General features: G+C 67.9%; 12 protein-coding genes. 7 read left to right on the forward strand and 5 right to left on the reverse strand.

What is annotated here, in order from left to right; genetic code table 11:
• Window positions 1–82 precede the first annotated feature (82 nt).
• Entirely contained in the window at window positions 83–3,193 is a 3,111-nt protein-coding gene (locus ACFC4D_RS00910; protein ID WP_376061100.1) for a crotonase/enoyl-CoA hydratase family protein, read from the forward strand.
• Window positions 3,194–3,359: 166 nt separating this feature from the next.
• Window positions 3,360–4,259 (forward strand): alpha/beta fold hydrolase, encoded by a 900-nt coding sequence (locus ACFC4D_RS00915; RefSeq protein ID WP_376061101.1) that lies wholly within the window; start codon window positions 3,360–3,362, stop codon window positions 4,257–4,259.
• 37 nt (window positions 4,260–4,296) lie between these two features.
• Here ACFC4D_RS00915 and ACFC4D_RS00920 read toward each other — a convergent pair whose 3' ends face one another.
• Window positions 4,297–4,749 (reverse strand): helix-turn-helix domain-containing protein, encoded by a 453-nt coding sequence (locus tag ACFC4D_RS00920; RefSeq protein ID WP_364634184.1) that lies wholly within the window; start codon window positions 4,747–4,749, stop codon window positions 4,297–4,299.
• Between the two features lie 76 nt (window positions 4,750–4,825).
• On the opposite strand from ACFC4D_RS00920, the gene ACFC4D_RS00925 reads away from it, so the two are divergent.
• Window positions 4,826–5,665, forward strand: coding sequence for a class I SAM-dependent methyltransferase (locus ACFC4D_RS00925; protein WP_376061102.1), 840 nt, complete (start codon window positions 4,826–4,828; stop codon window positions 5,663–5,665).
• An 81-nt stretch (window positions 5,666–5,746) separates the two neighbouring features.
• Here ACFC4D_RS00925 and ACFC4D_RS00930 read toward each other — a convergent pair whose 3' ends face one another.
• From ACFC4D_RS00930 to fadD11, 3 genes are all read right to left on the reverse strand, one after another.
• Complete coding sequence (locus ACFC4D_RS00930) at window positions 5,747–6,403, reverse strand: enoyl-CoA hydratase-related protein (protein WP_376061103.1); 657 nt, start codon at window positions 6,401–6,403, stop codon at window positions 5,747–5,749.
• Entirely contained in the window at window positions 6,400–7,035 is a 636-nt protein-coding gene (locus ACFC4D_RS00935; RefSeq protein ID WP_376061104.1) for a TetR/AcrR family transcriptional regulator, read from the reverse strand. The genes ACFC4D_RS00930 and ACFC4D_RS00935 overlap by 4 nt, the downstream gene beginning before the upstream one ends.
• Before the next feature lie 89 nt (window positions 7,036–7,124).
• On the reverse strand, window positions 7,125–8,939 hold the full coding sequence (gene fadD11, locus ACFC4D_RS00940) for a fatty acid--CoA ligase FadD11 (RefSeq protein WP_376061105.1): 1,815 nt from the start codon (window positions 8,937–8,939) through the stop codon (window positions 7,125–7,127).
• A gap of 203 nt (window positions 8,940–9,142) precedes the next feature.
• On the opposite strand from fadD11, the gene ACFC4D_RS00945 reads away from it, so the two are divergent.
• From ACFC4D_RS00945 to ACFC4D_RS00960, 4 genes are all read left to right on the forward strand, one after another.
• Entirely contained in the window at window positions 9,143–10,489 is a 1,347-nt protein-coding gene (locus tag ACFC4D_RS00945; protein WP_376061106.1) for an MFS transporter, read from the forward strand.
• A gap of 13 nt (window positions 10,490–10,502) precedes the next feature.
• Window positions 10,503–11,162 (forward strand): response regulator transcription factor, encoded by a 660-nt coding sequence (locus ACFC4D_RS00950; protein ID WP_376061107.1) that lies wholly within the window; start codon window positions 10,503–10,505, stop codon window positions 11,160–11,162.
• Between the two features lie 3 nt (window positions 11,163–11,165).
• The gene (locus ACFC4D_RS00955; protein WP_376061108.1) at window positions 11,166–12,731 is read left to right on the forward strand and encodes a sensor histidine kinase; all 1,566 of its coding nucleotides are present in this window, start codon (window positions 11,166–11,168) and stop codon (window positions 12,729–12,731) included.
• A 130-nt stretch (window positions 12,732–12,861) separates the two neighbouring features.
• Complete coding sequence (locus ACFC4D_RS00960; RefSeq protein ID WP_376061109.1) at window positions 12,862–13,776, forward strand: TAXI family TRAP transporter solute-binding subunit; 915 nt, start codon at window positions 12,862–12,864, stop codon at window positions 13,774–13,776.
• A 91-nt stretch (window positions 13,777–13,867) separates the two neighbouring features.
• On the opposite strand, the gene ACFC4D_RS00965 is transcribed toward ACFC4D_RS00960, so the two are convergent.
• Window positions 13,868–15,223: an SPFH domain-containing protein gene (locus ACFC4D_RS00965; RefSeq protein WP_376061110.1), complete on the reverse strand. Its 1,356-nt coding sequence runs from the start codon at window positions 15,221–15,223 to the stop codon at window positions 13,868–13,870.
• Between the last annotated feature and the right edge of the window lie 23 nt (window positions 15,224–15,246).

Raw genomic sequence — 15,246 nt, forward strand, 5'->3', positions numbered from 1 at the left:
AGGCGGGCACCCCTCCCGCTCAGCGCCGGTTGGCGATACGGTGAGGCTTTAATGCTCTCATCCTCAATGAGGAGGTTCGACGGTGACTTCGGTGCCCGGGTTCGACAAATTCCGTGCGGTGCGTAAACAGCTGCGCGCGGGCGGTGATCTGCTGGGGGCCGTGCGCCGGGATCCGCGCATCGTGCGTGATCTGGTGGCGGGATTGACCGGGCAGCAGGCGGCACCGGAACCGGTGGATCTCGGGGAGCACACGCCACCCGCGGGGTTGAGCGAGTTCGTGCGGACCGCGCACGCCCAGCAGGGCCTGGATGTCGACGCGGCCACGGCGCTGGCGTATCTGGTGGATCTGCACCGGATTCCGGAGTGGGTCACCTTCCACGCGGGCTGGCGCGGTGACGCCCCCGGACAGGCCGAGACGGGCCTGGAATACGGGCAGGTCGCCAAGTTCATGGGCATTCCCGCCGATCTGCGCTGGACCGTGGCGGGGGTCGATGAGACCGGGCTGCACTTGCGAGGTACCGGCCCGCAGGGGTTGACCCTCGGATTGTGGATCACGGTGACGCCCGCCGGAGCCGGGTCGACGGTGTATCTGGATGCGGGACTGGCCGGACAGCCGATCGAAGGCCCCCTGGGTGGGACGGTGGCGCGCAGTCTCGGTGACGCACTGGCCGAGTCGCTCACCGGACTGCCCGCCGCGATCGCGGCCGCCGGGCCCGCGTCCCGCCCGTCTCGGAAAGCCGTGCGGCACAAGGCGTCCGGTGCGGTGCTCGCGCCGACGACACCCGTACTGGTGGGTGTGGGTCAGATCGTGAATCGCACCCCCGACCCCGGCTATGTCGATCCGTCCGAGCTGGCGGTGCGGGCGCTGCGCGCCGCGGCCACCGACGCCGGGGCCGGGGACGCACTGCTGGCGCGCGCGGACGCGGTGTACTCGGTGTCCCCGACTTCGTGGCAGTACCGGGATCTGGGCGCGCTGATCGCCGATGCGGTGGGCGCGGGCACGGTGGACACGGTGCAGTCGAGCCCGTTCGGCGGTGACGGCGGACAGCTGGTGCTCAATGAGGCGGCCGCGGCGATCGCGGCGGGCGACTACGACGTGGTGCTGGTGACCGGAGCCGAAGCCGGTGCCACCCAGGCCGCGGCCCAGCGCGCGGGCATCGAGGTGGATTGGCCGGTGCAGGATTCCGCGGTGCGTCCCACGCGCACGGTCGGTATCGACAAGCCCGCGAACAACGCACCCGAGACCGAGTCCGGACTACTGGCTCCGATCAATATGTACGCGCTGCTGGAATCGGCGAACCGGCATCGCCTGGGCCGCACTGCGGCCGAGCACGCGCAGGCGGTGGCCGAGCTGTGGTCGCGGTTGTCGGCGGTGGCGGCGGGCAACCCGAACGCCTGGCAGCCGCAGGAATTCACCCCGGCCGAGATCGCGACGGCCACCGAAGCCAATCGCATGATCTCCGCGCCGTACACCAAACTCGAATGCGCGAACCTGACCGTCGATATGGCCTCGGGCATCATCATGTGCAGTGCCGCGGCCGCCGAAGCCGCCGGTATCCCGCAGGACAAGTGGGTGTTCCTGCACGCGGGCGCGTCGGGCAGCGATGAATGGTTCGTCTCCGAACGCACCGAACTCGCGGCCTCCCCGGCCATTCGCGCCCTGGGCGCCGCGGTGTTCGACCACACCGGTATTCGCCCCGAGGATCTGGCCCATATCGACCTGTACGCGTGCTTCCCGGTCGCGGTGCAGATCGCCGCGCGCGAGCTGGGTTTGCCCGCCGATGATCCCAAGCGTCCGCTGTCGGTGACCGGCGGGCTGACCTTCGGTGGCGGTCCGGGCAACAATTACGGTGGTCACGCGGTCGCGACCTTGGTGCAGCGGCTGCGCGCCGAACCCGAATCCTTCGGCCTGTCCACCTCGTTGGGCTGGTATCTGACCAAACACGCGATCGGCGTCTACTCCGCGACCCCGCCTGCGGCGGCCTACCGGCATCTGACCCCGGTGATCGAGCATCCGCCCAAGCGCCGCGCCCGCACCGGTTACGACGGCCCCGCCGTGGTCGAGGCGTACACCCTGCCCTATGACCGCGACGGCCATCCCGAAGCCGCGATCCTGAGCCTGCTCACCCCCGAAGGTGATCGAGTCCTGCTGCGCAGCACCGATTCCGCCCTTCTCACCGCGCTGAGCGGCGAGGGGACCGCGGCCGATGACCGCACAGCCGCTACCGGCTCGGCAGTGGACACTCCCGCCGGTGCGGCCGAATCGGTTGCTGTCGGCGCGGGTACCGATTCCGGCGAGGACGCGGTGACCCCCGAGCAGGCCGGTTCCGGGTTCCCGGTCGATGGTGATCTGCTCGGGTTGCCGGTGACGGTGACCGGGGATCTGGTCCGGGTCGATGGCACCGAACGGGTCGAATTGCCCGCCGCGCCACCGGCTCCGGTGCTGATCGAGCGGCGCGGGCACGTGATGATCATTACGATCAATCGGCCCAGGGTGCGCAATGCGATCGATCTGGCGACCGCGCTGGGGCTGGAGCGAGCGATCGACGCCTATGAGGCGGATCCGAACGCGCGGATCGCGATTCTGACCGGTGCGGGTGGATATTTCAGTGCCGGAATGGATCTCAAGGCCGCCGCGCGCGGTGAGGTGCCGGTGACCGAGAAGCGCGGCATTCTCGGGATCGTGTCGACGCCGCCGCGTAAACCGTTGATCGCGGCGGTGGAGGGTCCGGCGCTGGCGGGCGGATGCGAGCTGGCGTTGTCGGCGGATCTGATTGTGGCGGCGCAGGATTCGACATTCGGTATTCCGGAGGTCAAGCGCGGTCTGGTGGCCGTGGGCGGTGGCGTGCTGCGCCTGTCGCAACGGCTGCCGCGCGCGATCGCCATGGAGTTGACCTTGACCGGTGATCCGATCACCGCGACCCGGGCCGCCGAGCTGGGATTGATCAACCAGGTCGCCGCACCCGGGAAAGCCCTGGACGCGGCGCTGGAGTTGGCCGAGCGGATCGCGGTGAACGCCCCGCTGAGCATCGACGCCGGGAAACAGATCATCGATCAGGCCCCGGATTGGTCCACCGCCGAGGCGTTCTCGCGCCAGGGTCAAGTCGCGGCGGCCGCGCTCTCGTCCGAGGATGCCGGTGAGGGCATGCGCGCATTCGTGGAGAAGCGCGCACCGGTGTGGCGGGGCCGCTGAGCGGGATTTTCCCGCCGATTTCACCGTTCGGCATGCCCGGGGTGGAATATGTTGTGGCACAACCGCACTCGCCGATCGGGCGGGTGCGTGCGCGCGCCGGGTCGCGGCGCGCGCCTTCGGCCCCATCCGCTACCGCGGGTGGGGCCGCGCTCGAAGAGAGGTACCTATGACATCGGCTGACACCGGTGAGTCCGCGCTGGAGTTGCGGCGGGACGGTTTATTGCTGTCGGCACGGCAGTTCGGGGAGGCCGACGCACCGCTGGTGATGCTGCTGCACGGTTTCCCGGACTCCCCGCACAGCTGGGACGGATTGATTCCGCTGCTGGTCGATTCCGGTTTCCAGGTGCTGACCCCGTGGCTGCGCGGCTACACCCCCGAGTCGGCGCGCCGTCATGCTCGCTATGACCTGATGGCGGTCGCGGACGATATCGCGGCCTGGCATCGTGCCCTGGGCGGCCCGCCGACGCATCTGGTGGGTCATGACTGGGGTGCGTTCGCGGCGATGGTCCTGTCCAAACGCCAACCCCGCCAATGGCTTTCCCTGACCCAGCTGGCGATCCCGCCGTTCGGCGCGGGTTTCCCCGCGGCCGCGGCGCGGCAGCTACCCCGGCAAACCGTGATGTCGTCGTATATCCCGGTGATGCAGTCCGGTGCCTCGCATCGTCTGCTGACCCGTCATGACGCGGCGTTCGTGCGGCGGCTGTGGCGGCGCTGGTCTCCGGGCTGGGATTTCACCGATGCCGAGTTCGCGCCCACCGCAACGGTTTTCACCGATCCGGCGACCGCGCGCGCGGCGACCCGCTACTACCGTTCGCTGTTCACCGTGCATCGTGCCCCCACGCGCCGGTTCCATCGGGTGCTGATGGCGGCTCCCGCACCGATTCCGACGCTGGCCCTGTCCGGTGCGCGCGATGGCTGTATGTCCCCGCCGATGCAGTTGGCGTTGGCGCGCAGTGCGGGGGTCGATGCCGCTCAGATACCGGACGCGGGCCATTTCCTGCATGCCGAACAACCCGCGGCGGTGGCCGAACACCTGCTGCCGCATCTGCACGCCACCTCACGCTGAACCGTCGGCCGCTGGCTAACCGTCCCCGCACCGAACCTCACACCGGCAGTGCCCGTCCGATCCGATGCGGTTGCGGCCGTGCCGGATCGGCGAGGGCCGCTTCGAGCAGCTGCTGGAAGGTGGGGCATTGCATATGGGTGGGCGCGGAGCAGTCCGCGGCGTGACGCAGGCTCTCACTCAGGGTGCTCAGGCGTGCGATGGTGCGGTCGAGTTCATCGGCTTTGGCCGCGAGCATGGCGCGATCGAGGTGCGGGTCGCCGTCGGGGGTGAACATGCGCCCGATTTCGTCGAGGCTGAATCCGGCGGCGCGTCCCATGCCGATGAGGGCCAGTTGGCGCAGCACGCTGGGCGCGAACATGCGGCGTTGTCCGCGCCGGCCGGTGGAGGTGATGAGGTTGCGTTCCTCGTAGTAGCGCAGGGTCGAGGCGGGTATGCCCGAGCGGGTGACGACCTCACCGATATCGAGATCCACGCCGGTGCTGGGGTTCATGGCTTGACCTCTAGTCGACTTGAACTGACACAGTGAAGTGTGTACCGCAGATCCCGGTGAGTAAAGGAGATCCCCCATGGCGAGCGCACCGCAGGCCGATGAGCAGAGCACCCGCTGGAACGGCCCGTCCGGGCACGCGTGGGTGCAGTGGCAGGAGCTGCTGGATCAGGTGATGAAACCGCTCGAGGAGTTGCTGGTGCAGCCGGTGGTCGTCGGATCGGGGGCGCGGATACTCGATGTGGGGTGCGGGGCGGGTGCGACCACCATCGCGGCGGCGCGGCGCATGGGTGCGCTCGGCAGGTGTACGGGGGTCGATATCTCCGAGCCGATGATCGCCGCGGCGAAGGCGCGCGGGGTGGATTCGGGTGCGCGCGTGGACTTTCTGCTCGCCGACGCCCAGACTCACGATTTCGAACCGGCGTCGTTCGATCTGATCCTGTCCCGGTTCGGGGTGATGTTCTTTCCCGATCCGGTGGCCGCGTTCACGAATTTGCGCTCGGCTACCCGAGAGGGCGGCGCACTGCGTTTCCTGGCGTGGCGCGGTACCCAGGACAATCCGTTCATGACGACCGCCGAGCGCGCGGCCGCACCGCTGCTGCCGAATCTGCCGCCGCGTGTGGCGAATCAGCCGGGCCAGTTCGGGTTCGCGGATCCGGAGTTCGTGCGCGGGGTGCTGGACAAGAGCGGGTGGGCCGATATCTCGGTGCGTCCGGCCGATGTGCGGTGCGCGATGCCCGAGGAGTCACTGGTCGGGTATTTCACCCAGTTCGGCCCGGTGGGTCAGGTGCTGCCCGAGGCCGATGAGTCCACTCGCGCCATGGTGATCGAGGTGGTGCGGGCGGCGTTCGAGCCGTTCGTGGACGGCGATCAGGTGCGCTATACCTCCGCGTGCTGGATGGTCGACGCTCACGCGTGATGAATCCTGGTGCCGCGCGGCGTTATTCGCACCTGATACGCCGGACCGTGGCGGACCCGCACCGGGCCGTTCAGGGTGCGGTCAGGGGTTGGTCAGTGCGGTGACGGCCCCAGCGAACATGACGCTCTTGATCGCTCCGAGCGTGCTCTGATCCTTGGCTCCGAGCGGGGTGAGCACGGCCACCGCCGCGTCCAGGACTTCGGCCTCGGGTGCGGTGGCGTCGATGAGTTCGTATTCCACGGCCTCGGGCGCGGGAAAGCGCCGCCCGGTGGTCATGGACGCGATGGCCGAGCGCGGGGTGAGTTTGCCTTGGATGAGCGCTGCCATGCCCTTGGTGAACGGGATGCGGATATCGGCTTCGGGGAAGCAGAAGTAGCCGCGGTCGGCGCGCATGAGGCGGAAGTCGTGGGCGATGGCGAGCATGGCTCCCGCGCCGAAGGCGTGTCCGGGCAGTGCGGCGGCGGTGGGCAGCGGGAAGGTGAGCACGCGTGCGAGCAGTGCCTGCACCTGTGCCACATACCAATCCGCGCGGTCGCCATTGGCCGAGAGCCATTCCAGGTCCAGGCCGTTGGAGTAGAACTTGCCGCCGCCGGTGGTGATGAGCGCGTGCGAGCCGTCGGTCAGCACGGTGTCCAGGGCGGCGTTGATCTGGTCGAGGCGTTCGGGGGTGAAGCGGTTCTCGTCGCCGCCGAGGTCCAGGACGGCGATCTTGTCGTGGTGGGTGAGGGTGATGCTCATGAGGGTTCCTTCGGATCGGTATCGCGGTGTGGTTGTCGTGGTGCGGGTCCGACCGCGAGGATCGCGCGCACGGCGGCGCGCAGATGTTCGCGGGCGGTGGGGTCGGCGAGCCGGTCGCGGCGCAGCAGGATGGCGGTGGGCAGATCGACCAGGCAGGTGGTGATGGCGTCGACGGCGCGCGCGTCCTTGCGGCCCCATAAATCCAGGGCCAGGCGTTTCATCAAGTCGATGAGGGAGCGTTCGAGTCCGCCGAGCTCGTCGGCGACCTCGGCGGGCAGGTCATCGCCGAGCAGATCCCCGCGCCGCACGGTCAGCAGCAGGCGGGAGGATTCGGGAAAGCGTTGCGCGAACACCGCGGGCGCGTCCGCGGCGGCCACCACGGCCTCGACTCCGCCGCCGTCGTGGGCGTCGATGAGTTCGAGCTGGACGGCTCCGAAGCGTCGGGCGGCGCGAATCCAGGTGCGCCCCAACAGTTCCGAGCGCGACCCGAAGGTGTGGTAGATGGCCCCGTTCGAAACCCCGGTGGCGGTGGCGACGGCGCGAATGGTGACCGCGGCGGCCCCGCCGTCGGCGGCCAGGGCTTCGGCGGCATCGAGGACGGTGCCGGGGTCGTGGGTGCGTGGGCGGGGCATAGTCGAAACATAACAGAGCAAGCGCTCTGTTACGAGTGTGGTGTGTGGCACCCGCCCGGGGACGGGTGCTTCACCTGCGGTAATGCCTCCTACGCGGGCGCTGAGGCCTGTTCGGTGCTCGGTTCGTGGACGTCGGCGTCGCGTTCGGGGGCGTACATGCGCTCGATGTCGGCGGCGTATTTGTCCGCGATCGGAGTGCGGCGCAGTTTCATGGTCAGGGTGATCTCGTCGCCGCCGGGCTCCCAGAACACGGGCAGGATCACGAACCGTTTGATCTGTTCGACGCGCGACAGATGCGTGTTCCCCGTGGCGACTCCGCGCGCGATCTCGGCGATCACCTCCGGATGCGCGGCGAGTGAGTCCGCCGAAGCATCGGTCAGATTGTGTTGTGCCGCATACGGTTCGGCCGATTCGGCGTCCAGGACGATGAGTGCGGTGTTGTAGGGCCGCCGGTCGCCGATGGTGGCCAGGGCTCCGATGAGCGGGGTGGCGGCTTTGATGGTGTTCTCGATATTGGCCGGGGACATGTTCTTGCCGCCGGAGTTGATGATGAGTTCCTTCTTGCGGTCCACCACGCGCAGATAGCCGTCCGCGTCCTGGGTGACGATATCGCCGGTGGCGAGCCAGCCGTCCTGTAGGGCGTCGGCGGTTTTGCCGGGTTCGCTGCGGTATTCGCGCATGACCAGGGGTCCGCGGACCAGGAATTCGCCGTCCTCGGCGATTTTGGATTCGAGTCCGGGCAGCAGTTTGCCCACGGTGCCCAGACGGGCTTGGGTGGGCGGGCTGACGCTGGCCACACAGGTCAGCTCGGACATGCCCCACACTTCGGAGATGGGAATGCCGAGCCCGAAGAAGAAGCCGAGTGTTTCCGCCGGAATCGGCGCGGCCCCCGACAGCGCCCATTTGAGTTGATCCAGGCCGAGTTTGGCGCGCAAGGCCGACAGCACCAGCTCATCGGCCTTGGCCCATTCGGCGGCTTGCACATCATCGAGCGGTACGCCCGCCAATTGCGCCTGGGCTTTGCGGTCGGCGACCTCGAGCGCCCACGCCAGCGCGGCCTTGCGCGCGGGATCGGTTTCCCCCGCGACCGCGAATTCCACTCCCGCCTTGAGCTTTTCCCACACCCGTGGCACCGCGCCCCAAATGGTGGGCCGCACATCGACCAGCGCGGCACCCAGTAGCGCGCGATCGGGCACCGCGGTGATCTGACTGCCGAAGTATTCGTGCAGATACAGCCCCGTCACCCGGTCGGCCATATGCGCACTCGGCAGATACGAGGTGATGCGGTCCCCGAATTCCACGGGCATCACCGAGGCGTACGCCTGGCATTCGAAACTCAGGTTGGCGTGCGATATCTCGACGCCTTTGGGGTTGCCGGTGGTGCCCGAGGTGTAGCACAGGGTCACGATGTCCTCGCCGGACACCGCTTGCCAGGTGGCGTCGAAATCGAAGTCCGAGCGCGCGAGCGAGGTCAGTTGCGCCACCGACAGCGTGCCGGGCACCGCACGATCCACGCACACGATCGTTTCGATCGGCACGCCCGAGGCGCGGATGCGATCCACGTATTGGGCTTCGCAGATGACGATCCGATTCCCGGCATTGGTGAACACATAGTTCAACTGTTGCGCGGTGAGGGTGTTGTACACCGAGAACGAGGTCGCGCCCGCGTGCTGCGCGCCCACTTCCAGGGGATAGAACTCGACCCGGTTGGCCATCATCAGGGCCACGGTGTCCCCGCGCCCGACCCCGAGCGCGGCCAGACCCCCGGCGACCGCGCGCACCTGTGCGGCGTATTCACCCCAGGTCAGCGACTGCTCCCCGCCGATCGAGCGCACCGCGATGGCGTCGGGGTCGATGGCCGCGGTCGCCTGGAACGCCGCCGGGGCCGTAATCATTTCTGCCATAACACTTCTCGATCCACTCACCAGCCTGCTCTCTCAGACAGTAGAGGGTGACCGTGGGGCGCGCAGGAGGTTTGCGCGCATCGCCGCCGGGTGGTGATCGTCCTAAGGGAGCGTTAGGAAACCCCGTCATGGCTTCTGCGGGCGTGTGTCGCGGGCCACAGTGGGTGCGGGATGCGATGAGGCTCCCAGAGAAGGAGTATCCGGTGACCGACATCAAACCCGGCGGGGAGCGGCGGGTCGTGGCCAATGTGCTGCGTGGCTCGATCGGCAATCTGGTCGAATGGTACGACTGGTATGTCTATGCGGCGTTCAGCGTGTATTTCGCGAAATCGTTCTTCCCCGACGGGGATCCGACCGCGCAATTGCTGTCCACCGCCGCGGTGTTCGCGGTCGGGTTCCTCATGCGCCCGATCGGCGGCTGGGCGCTGGGCCGGTACGCGGATCGGTTCGGGCGGCGCGCGGCGCTGACCCTGTCGGTGACGGTGATGGCGGCGGGTTCGCTGATCATCGCCGCGACCCCCTCGTACGCGACGATCGGATTGGCCGCACCGGTCATTCTGCTGCTGGCGCGACTGTTGCAGGGATTGTCGGTCGGCGGTGAGTACGCCACCAGCGCCACCTATCTGTCCGAGGTCGCCTCGGCGGGTAAACGCGGGTTCTATTCGAGCTTCCAATACGTGACGCTGGTGGCGGGGCAGTTGACCGCCCTCGGTGTGCAGTTGGTGCTGTTGCAGTTCCTGTCGTCGGCGCAAATGTATTCGTGGGGGTGGCGTATCCCATTCCTGATCGGCGCGTTCGGTGCGATCGTGGTGATGCTGCTGCGGCGCGGTATGGACGAGTCCGAATCGTTCCGTGCCGAATCGGCTGCGCCGCAAGCGAAATCGAATCGCGGGTCGCTGCGGGTGCTGTTGCAGTATCCGCGCGAATGCCTGCTGGTGGTGGGGTTGACCCTGGGTGGCACGGTCGCGTTCTACACGTACACCACCTATATGCAGAAATACATGGTCAATACCTCGGGTATCTCCAAGCCGACCGCGGCGTGGATCAATTTCGCGGCGCTGCTGGTGTTCGTGGTGTTGCAGCCGATCGCGGGCGCGCTCTCGGATCGCATCGGCCGGCGCAAACTGCTCATCACCTTCGGTGTGCTGGGGACGCTGGGCACGGTGCCGTTGATGACGCTGCTGGGCGATACCCGCAATCCGTTCGCCGCGTTCGCGTTGATGCTGTCCGCGCTGGTCATCATCACCGGCTACACCTCGATCAACGCGATCGTCAAAGCCGAACTGTTCCCGACGCGTATTCGCGCACTCGGGGTCGGATTGCCGTATGCGCTCACGGTCGCGATTTTCGGTGGCACGGCGGAAATGATCGCGCTGGCATTGAAGAAGGCCGGGCATGAGTCGCTGTACTTCTGGTACGTGTCGGCGTGCGTGCTCATCTCGCTGGTCACCTATTTCTTCATGCGCGAAACCTCCGCGGCCTCGACCATCGATGCCGAGGACAGCCCGGCGGTGCCGAACCCCGTGCCGGTCGCGGTCCCGCAGCACTGAAAGAATCCGGTCCATGCGCCTTGCGGTAGTCGAAGATGACGACGGGGTCGGTGACGCCCTGGTGGAGGCGTTCACCGCGCGCGGGTTGCAGGCGACCCGGATGCGCCGGGGTGCGGATCTGCTGATCGCGCATCGCGGATATGACGCGATCATTCTGGATTTGGGTCTGCCCGATGCGGACGGGCTGACGGTGCTGCGGCAATTGCGGGAAGTGAGTGCGGTGCCGGTGGTGATTCTGACCGCCCGCAATGACGAACGTTCCATCGTGCGCGGATTACGCGGCGGCGCGGACGATTACGTGGTCAAACCGGCACGCATTTCCGAATTATTGGCGCGCATCGAGAATGTGACCCGCCGCGCCGGTGCGGTGACCGCACCACCGCGGCGCGTGGTCGAATCCGGGGATGTGCGGGTGGATCTGGGTGCGCGGCGGGTCGAGGTCGCGGGCGTCGATATCGGGTTGACGCCCAAGGAGTTCGAACTGGTGGAAGCACTGGTGGAGCGGCCCGGTGCGGCGGTGAGCCGCCAGCAGTTGATGGATCGCATCTGGGGTGACGCGTTCGTGGCGGTCTCGCGTTCGCTCGATGTGCATATGACCGGATTGCGCGCCAAACTCGATCGGCCCGGCCTGATCACCACCATTCGCGGCTACGGCTACCGCTGGGGTGAGTAGGTCATGCGCCGCCGTCTGCTGATCGCGTTGACCGTGTTCGCCACCGTCGCGGTGCTCGCGTTCGCGATCCCGCTGTGCCTGACCGCGGCCACCAGCCGCACCCAGGAATTGATCCTGGGCCGCACCGGTGACGCGGACCGCCTGGCCGCGCTCGCGGTGACCGCCGCCGCCACCGGCGACAACCGCGCCCTCACCATGGAGGTGGATCGCTATCACGACCTGTACGGCGAACCGGTGCTGGTGATCGACGGGCGCGGCACCCCGATCGTGAATGCCGGTGTGAACCAGCATGATCCGGTCGTCGCGACGGCGTTGAGCGCCGCGCGCCGCAATCAGCGCACCGCCACCGTGCAACGCCTGACCCCGTGGTCGAACACCGGCCTGCTCATTGCCCGCCCGGTCGGCAGCGACACCCATGTGGACGGTGCGGTCCTGATCGAAGCCTCCACCGCCACCGCCCGCACCGATATCACCCGTGTCTGGGGAATCGTCGCGGTCGGTGGTCTGGCGGCCATGGCCCTGTTCACGGCCCTGGCCCTGATGCTCTCGCGCTGGGTCCTGCGCCCGCTGGCCGGACTCTCCGGATCGGTCGCCGAACTCACCGCCACCCTGCCCAAACCGCGCACCGCCACCCCCGTCACCCGCCATCACGGCGGCCCACCCGAACTCCGCGCGGTCGCCGAATCCTTCGACACCATGGCCATGGCGGTCCGCGATTCGGCCCGAGCCCAGCGCCGCCTCGTCGACGACACCGCCCACGCCATGCGAAACCCACTGGCCGCGTTGACCATTCGCCTGGACTCCCTCGAACCCGGCGTCTCGGAGACAGCACTACCCACCTTGCACGGCGCGACCCGCGAGGTAGAGCGCCTCACCGCACTGCTGGACGGCCTGCTCGATCTCGCGGTCGCCGAGGGCACCGATTTCGACCCCACCCGCACCCGCACCACCGACCACTGTGACGCCGACACCGTCATCGAGGATCGAATCGACGCCTGGCACACCGCTTTCGCACGCGCGGGCAGCACTCTGCAGCGCACGTCCTCCGATCTCGCGGGCCAGAGCGTGACCACCTCGGCAGTCGGCACCGCCACGGCAGCCGTGACGCGCTCGCATGAGATCGCCACAAGCACTGATGACCTGCTCAACCGCACCTCACAATGCGATGCCGAACCGCAGCACGCGACCACCCGGGCGGGTTCCGCGCAGCAACCCACCGATATCGCGGTGTCGGTGGATGTGCTGGCGCAGATTCTCGATGTGGCGCTGAGCAATTCCTGCCGGTACGCGGGTGCGGGCGCAACCACGTGCCTGAGCGTCGGGACCGAGCCGGGGTGGGTGACGATCACCGTCTCCGATGACGGTGTCGGTGTGCCCGCTACCGAACTCGAGGAGTTGACCACTCGGTTCTTCCGGGGGTCGTCCGCCGACGGGATCGGCGGTTCGGGTCTGGGGCTGCCGATCGCGGCCGCACTGACCACGTCCCGGCACGGGACTCTGACGGTACGCCCGGTGGAACCGCACGGCCTGTCGGTCATCGTGCGCCTGCCCGTGGGGAAGCCGCGATGACCGCACCGCAATCGCGCACGAGCGCCGCCGGGCGAAGGTCGCGAATTCCGTCCGAACGCACACGCCGGGCCGCCGCATCGCTTGATGCGGTATTCCACTCTCCCACAACATCTTTCGCTGGTGGTCAGCGATGATCGGGCGACGCGGATTCCTGCGCGGCGCGGGTGCGCTCACGGCCGGGACCGTACTATCGGGCACGCTCGGGGGATGCGCGAGCGATGAGACAACCGTGCGCATGGCGGCGGGGGAGTCGGGTGGGTTCTATTACGCCTTCGCGCAGCTGCTTTCACGGACCGCGGCGGGGTCCGGAGTACGGATCGAGGTGGTGAGCACCGCCGGGTCGGTCGACAATTTGGAGTTGCTGGCGCGTGGGGGAGCAGAGGTGGGGTTGGTGCTGGCCGATTCGGTGGCCGACAGCGCTGATCCGCCGCCCGCCATAGGGCGCGTGTACGAGAACTATCTTCAGGTGGCGGTGGCCGCGGACGGGCCGATTCGAAGCGCGGGCGATCTGCGGGGTGCGCGAATCAATGTGGGTGCCACCGGGTCCGGGGCCGCTCATACCGGGGAGAAATTGCTGTCGGCGGCCGGTTTGAGCCCGGCCGAGGTGACCGCGACGCATCTGCCGCTCGCCGAGGCCGTCACGGCATTGCGGCAGGGGCGCATCGACGCACTGCTGTGGGCGGGCGGGGTGCCCACGCCGGCGCTGGCCGAGCCCGGGGTGCGACTGCTGGATCTGGGGTCGCTGACCGAGCCGATGCGCGAACGGTTCGGATATCTGTACGACCCGGTGCTGATTCCGGCGGGCACCTATCCCGGCTCGCCCGCCGTGCACACCATCGGGGTGGCGAATCTGCTGGTGGCCGCGCCCGCCCTGGCCGAGTCCACCGCGCGGGCGCTCACCGAAGTGCTGCTCGCGCACGCCGATTCGCTGGTTCCCGCCGAAGCCGCGGGTACCCAGTTCCTGGACGCCCGGTCCCTGATCGGTACCGGTACGGTGCCGCTGCATCCAGGTGCGGCGGACGCCTACCGCCGTCACCACGGATGATCCGCACTCCACACGACTGATGTCACGACGAACGACACGACTTCGAGTACGACATTGGCTCCGCCCGAGTGTTGACTGTGCTCGAGTGACGTCAGCCCTTCGGTGAATGCCGTACCGCGTCGACGATTTCGGTGAGCTGGGCGATGATGCCGGTCAATCCGGTGGTGTCCCCGCCGATCTGCACCGATTTGAGTTCGGCGGGTGCGGGCATGCGGGACACGATCGCGGGTAGTGACTGCACCAGTTGGGCTTGGATATTGGTCGCGCTGCGACCGTTGGCATTGTCGATGCCGACCTTGTCGCGTTCGAGGACCAGGAGTTGTTCCTCGTGCGCGGCGCGCGTACGGGCTTGTGCCAGCGCCAGTTCCGCCTCTAGCTGCTGACGCGCGAGCTCGTGTTGCAGGCGCGTGTTCTCCACCTGTTCGGCATGGCGTTCACGTTCGAGGCGCAATGCCTGCAACGCGGTCTCCTGGGCGAGTTCGGCGACCGCGCGTTCGTCATCATGTTCACGGTTGGTGCGCCGCAACGCTTCCACCGCTTCGCGATCGAATCGCGCGGCCTCATTGCGGGCACGGAGTTCGGCCAGTTCGCGTTCGTTCTCGATACGTCGTTCCTCGGTGGTGCGCGCGACCGCGACCTGCCGTTCGGACACCGACTGCTGGGCTTCGAGTTCGGCCAGCCGCGCCACCCGATCCTGTTCACTGCGGTACGGCCGTTGCAGGTTCTCCCACAGCGTGTTCGAGGACACCACCGCCTCTTTGATCTGCACGGTCACGATATTCAGCCCGAGCCCGCGATCATTGCGGCTCTCCCCGCCGCTCCCCTCGGCGACGGTGCGCAGGCGTGCGGTGAGTTCTTCGATGATGGGTTGTTTATCGCTGAGCACATCGCGCACCGCCATGGTGGACACCTTGTCCTTGATGGCGGCCTCGGCCTGCTCCCGCAATTGCACATTCACCAGTCGCATCGGATCCTCGGCATCGGAGAAGTCGAGTTTGCGATACGCGGTGGCGAAATCGTCGATGATCCACTGCACATACCCCTGCACCAGCACACCCTGCAATTCCTTGCAGATGCAGTAGGCGTTGATCAGGATCGTCTGAATCGCGCCGGGCACCACCAGATACAAGTCGGTGGACGGATCGAACCGGAAGGACACCCCCACCCCGATATGCAGCGGTTCGGCCCGCCCGCGCCGGGTGTGCACCACGAACGCGTTGGGCGGCACCAGCACCGTCTGCCACCGCCAGAATCCGGTGATGCGCACATCCACCGGTCCCTGCGCGGGCGTCTCACGCGCGGGCCCGATCCGCCCGGCGCGTTTCCCCAATGCCCCGCGAGTCGGCGCGCCCGCGGATTCGGCGCGCGCGGGCCCGGATCGCAGATCCTCTTCCAGCGCCGCCTGCTGTGCCACCACGTGGTCGAGATAATTGTTCTTGGCTGCCATGGGCGCACGTTACCGTCGCAAAC

Origin of the sequence: Nocardia sp. NPDC056000 (assembly GCF_042269265.1) — a bacterium.
Taxonomy (GTDB): Bacteria; Actinomycetota; Actinomycetes; order Mycobacteriales; family Mycobacteriaceae; genus Nocardia.

Excerpts from the sequence above, each read along its gene's own strand:
- ACFC4D_RS00915 (WP_376061101.1), top strand. The coding sequence starts at position 3,360 with ATGACATCGGCTGACACCGGTGAGTCCGCGCTGGAGTTGCGGCGGGAC.
- ACFC4D_RS00920 (WP_364634184.1), bottom strand. The coding sequence starts at position 4,749 with ATGAACCCCAGCACCGGCGTGGATCTCGATATCGGTGAGGTCGTCACC.
- ACFC4D_RS00925 (WP_376061102.1), top strand. The coding sequence starts at position 4,826 with ATGGCGAGCGCACCGCAGGCCGATGAGCAGAGCACCCGCTGGAACGGC.
- ACFC4D_RS00930 (WP_376061103.1), bottom strand. The coding sequence starts at position 6,403 with ATGAGCATCACCCTCACCCACCACGACAAGATCGCCGTCCTGGACCTC.
- ACFC4D_RS00935 (WP_376061104.1), bottom strand. The coding sequence starts at position 7,035 with ATGCCCCGCCCACGCACCCACGACCCCGGCACCGTCCTCGATGCCGCC.
- fadD11 (WP_376061105.1), bottom strand. The coding sequence starts at position 8,939 with ATGGCAGAAATGATTACGGCCCCGGCGGCGTTCCAGGCGACCGCGGCC.
- ACFC4D_RS00950 (WP_376061107.1), top strand. The coding sequence starts at position 10,503 with ATGCGCCTTGCGGTAGTCGAAGATGACGACGGGGTCGGTGACGCCCTG.
- ACFC4D_RS00955 (WP_376061108.1), top strand. The coding sequence starts at position 11,166 with ATGCGCCGCCGTCTGCTGATCGCGTTGACCGTGTTCGCCACCGTCGCG.
- ACFC4D_RS00960 (WP_376061109.1), top strand. The coding sequence starts at position 12,862 with ATGATCGGGCGACGCGGATTCCTGCGCGGCGCGGGTGCGCTCACGGCC.
- ACFC4D_RS00965 (WP_376061110.1), bottom strand. The coding sequence starts at position 15,223 with ATGGCAGCCAAGAACAATTATCTCGACCACGTGGTGGCACAGCAGGCG.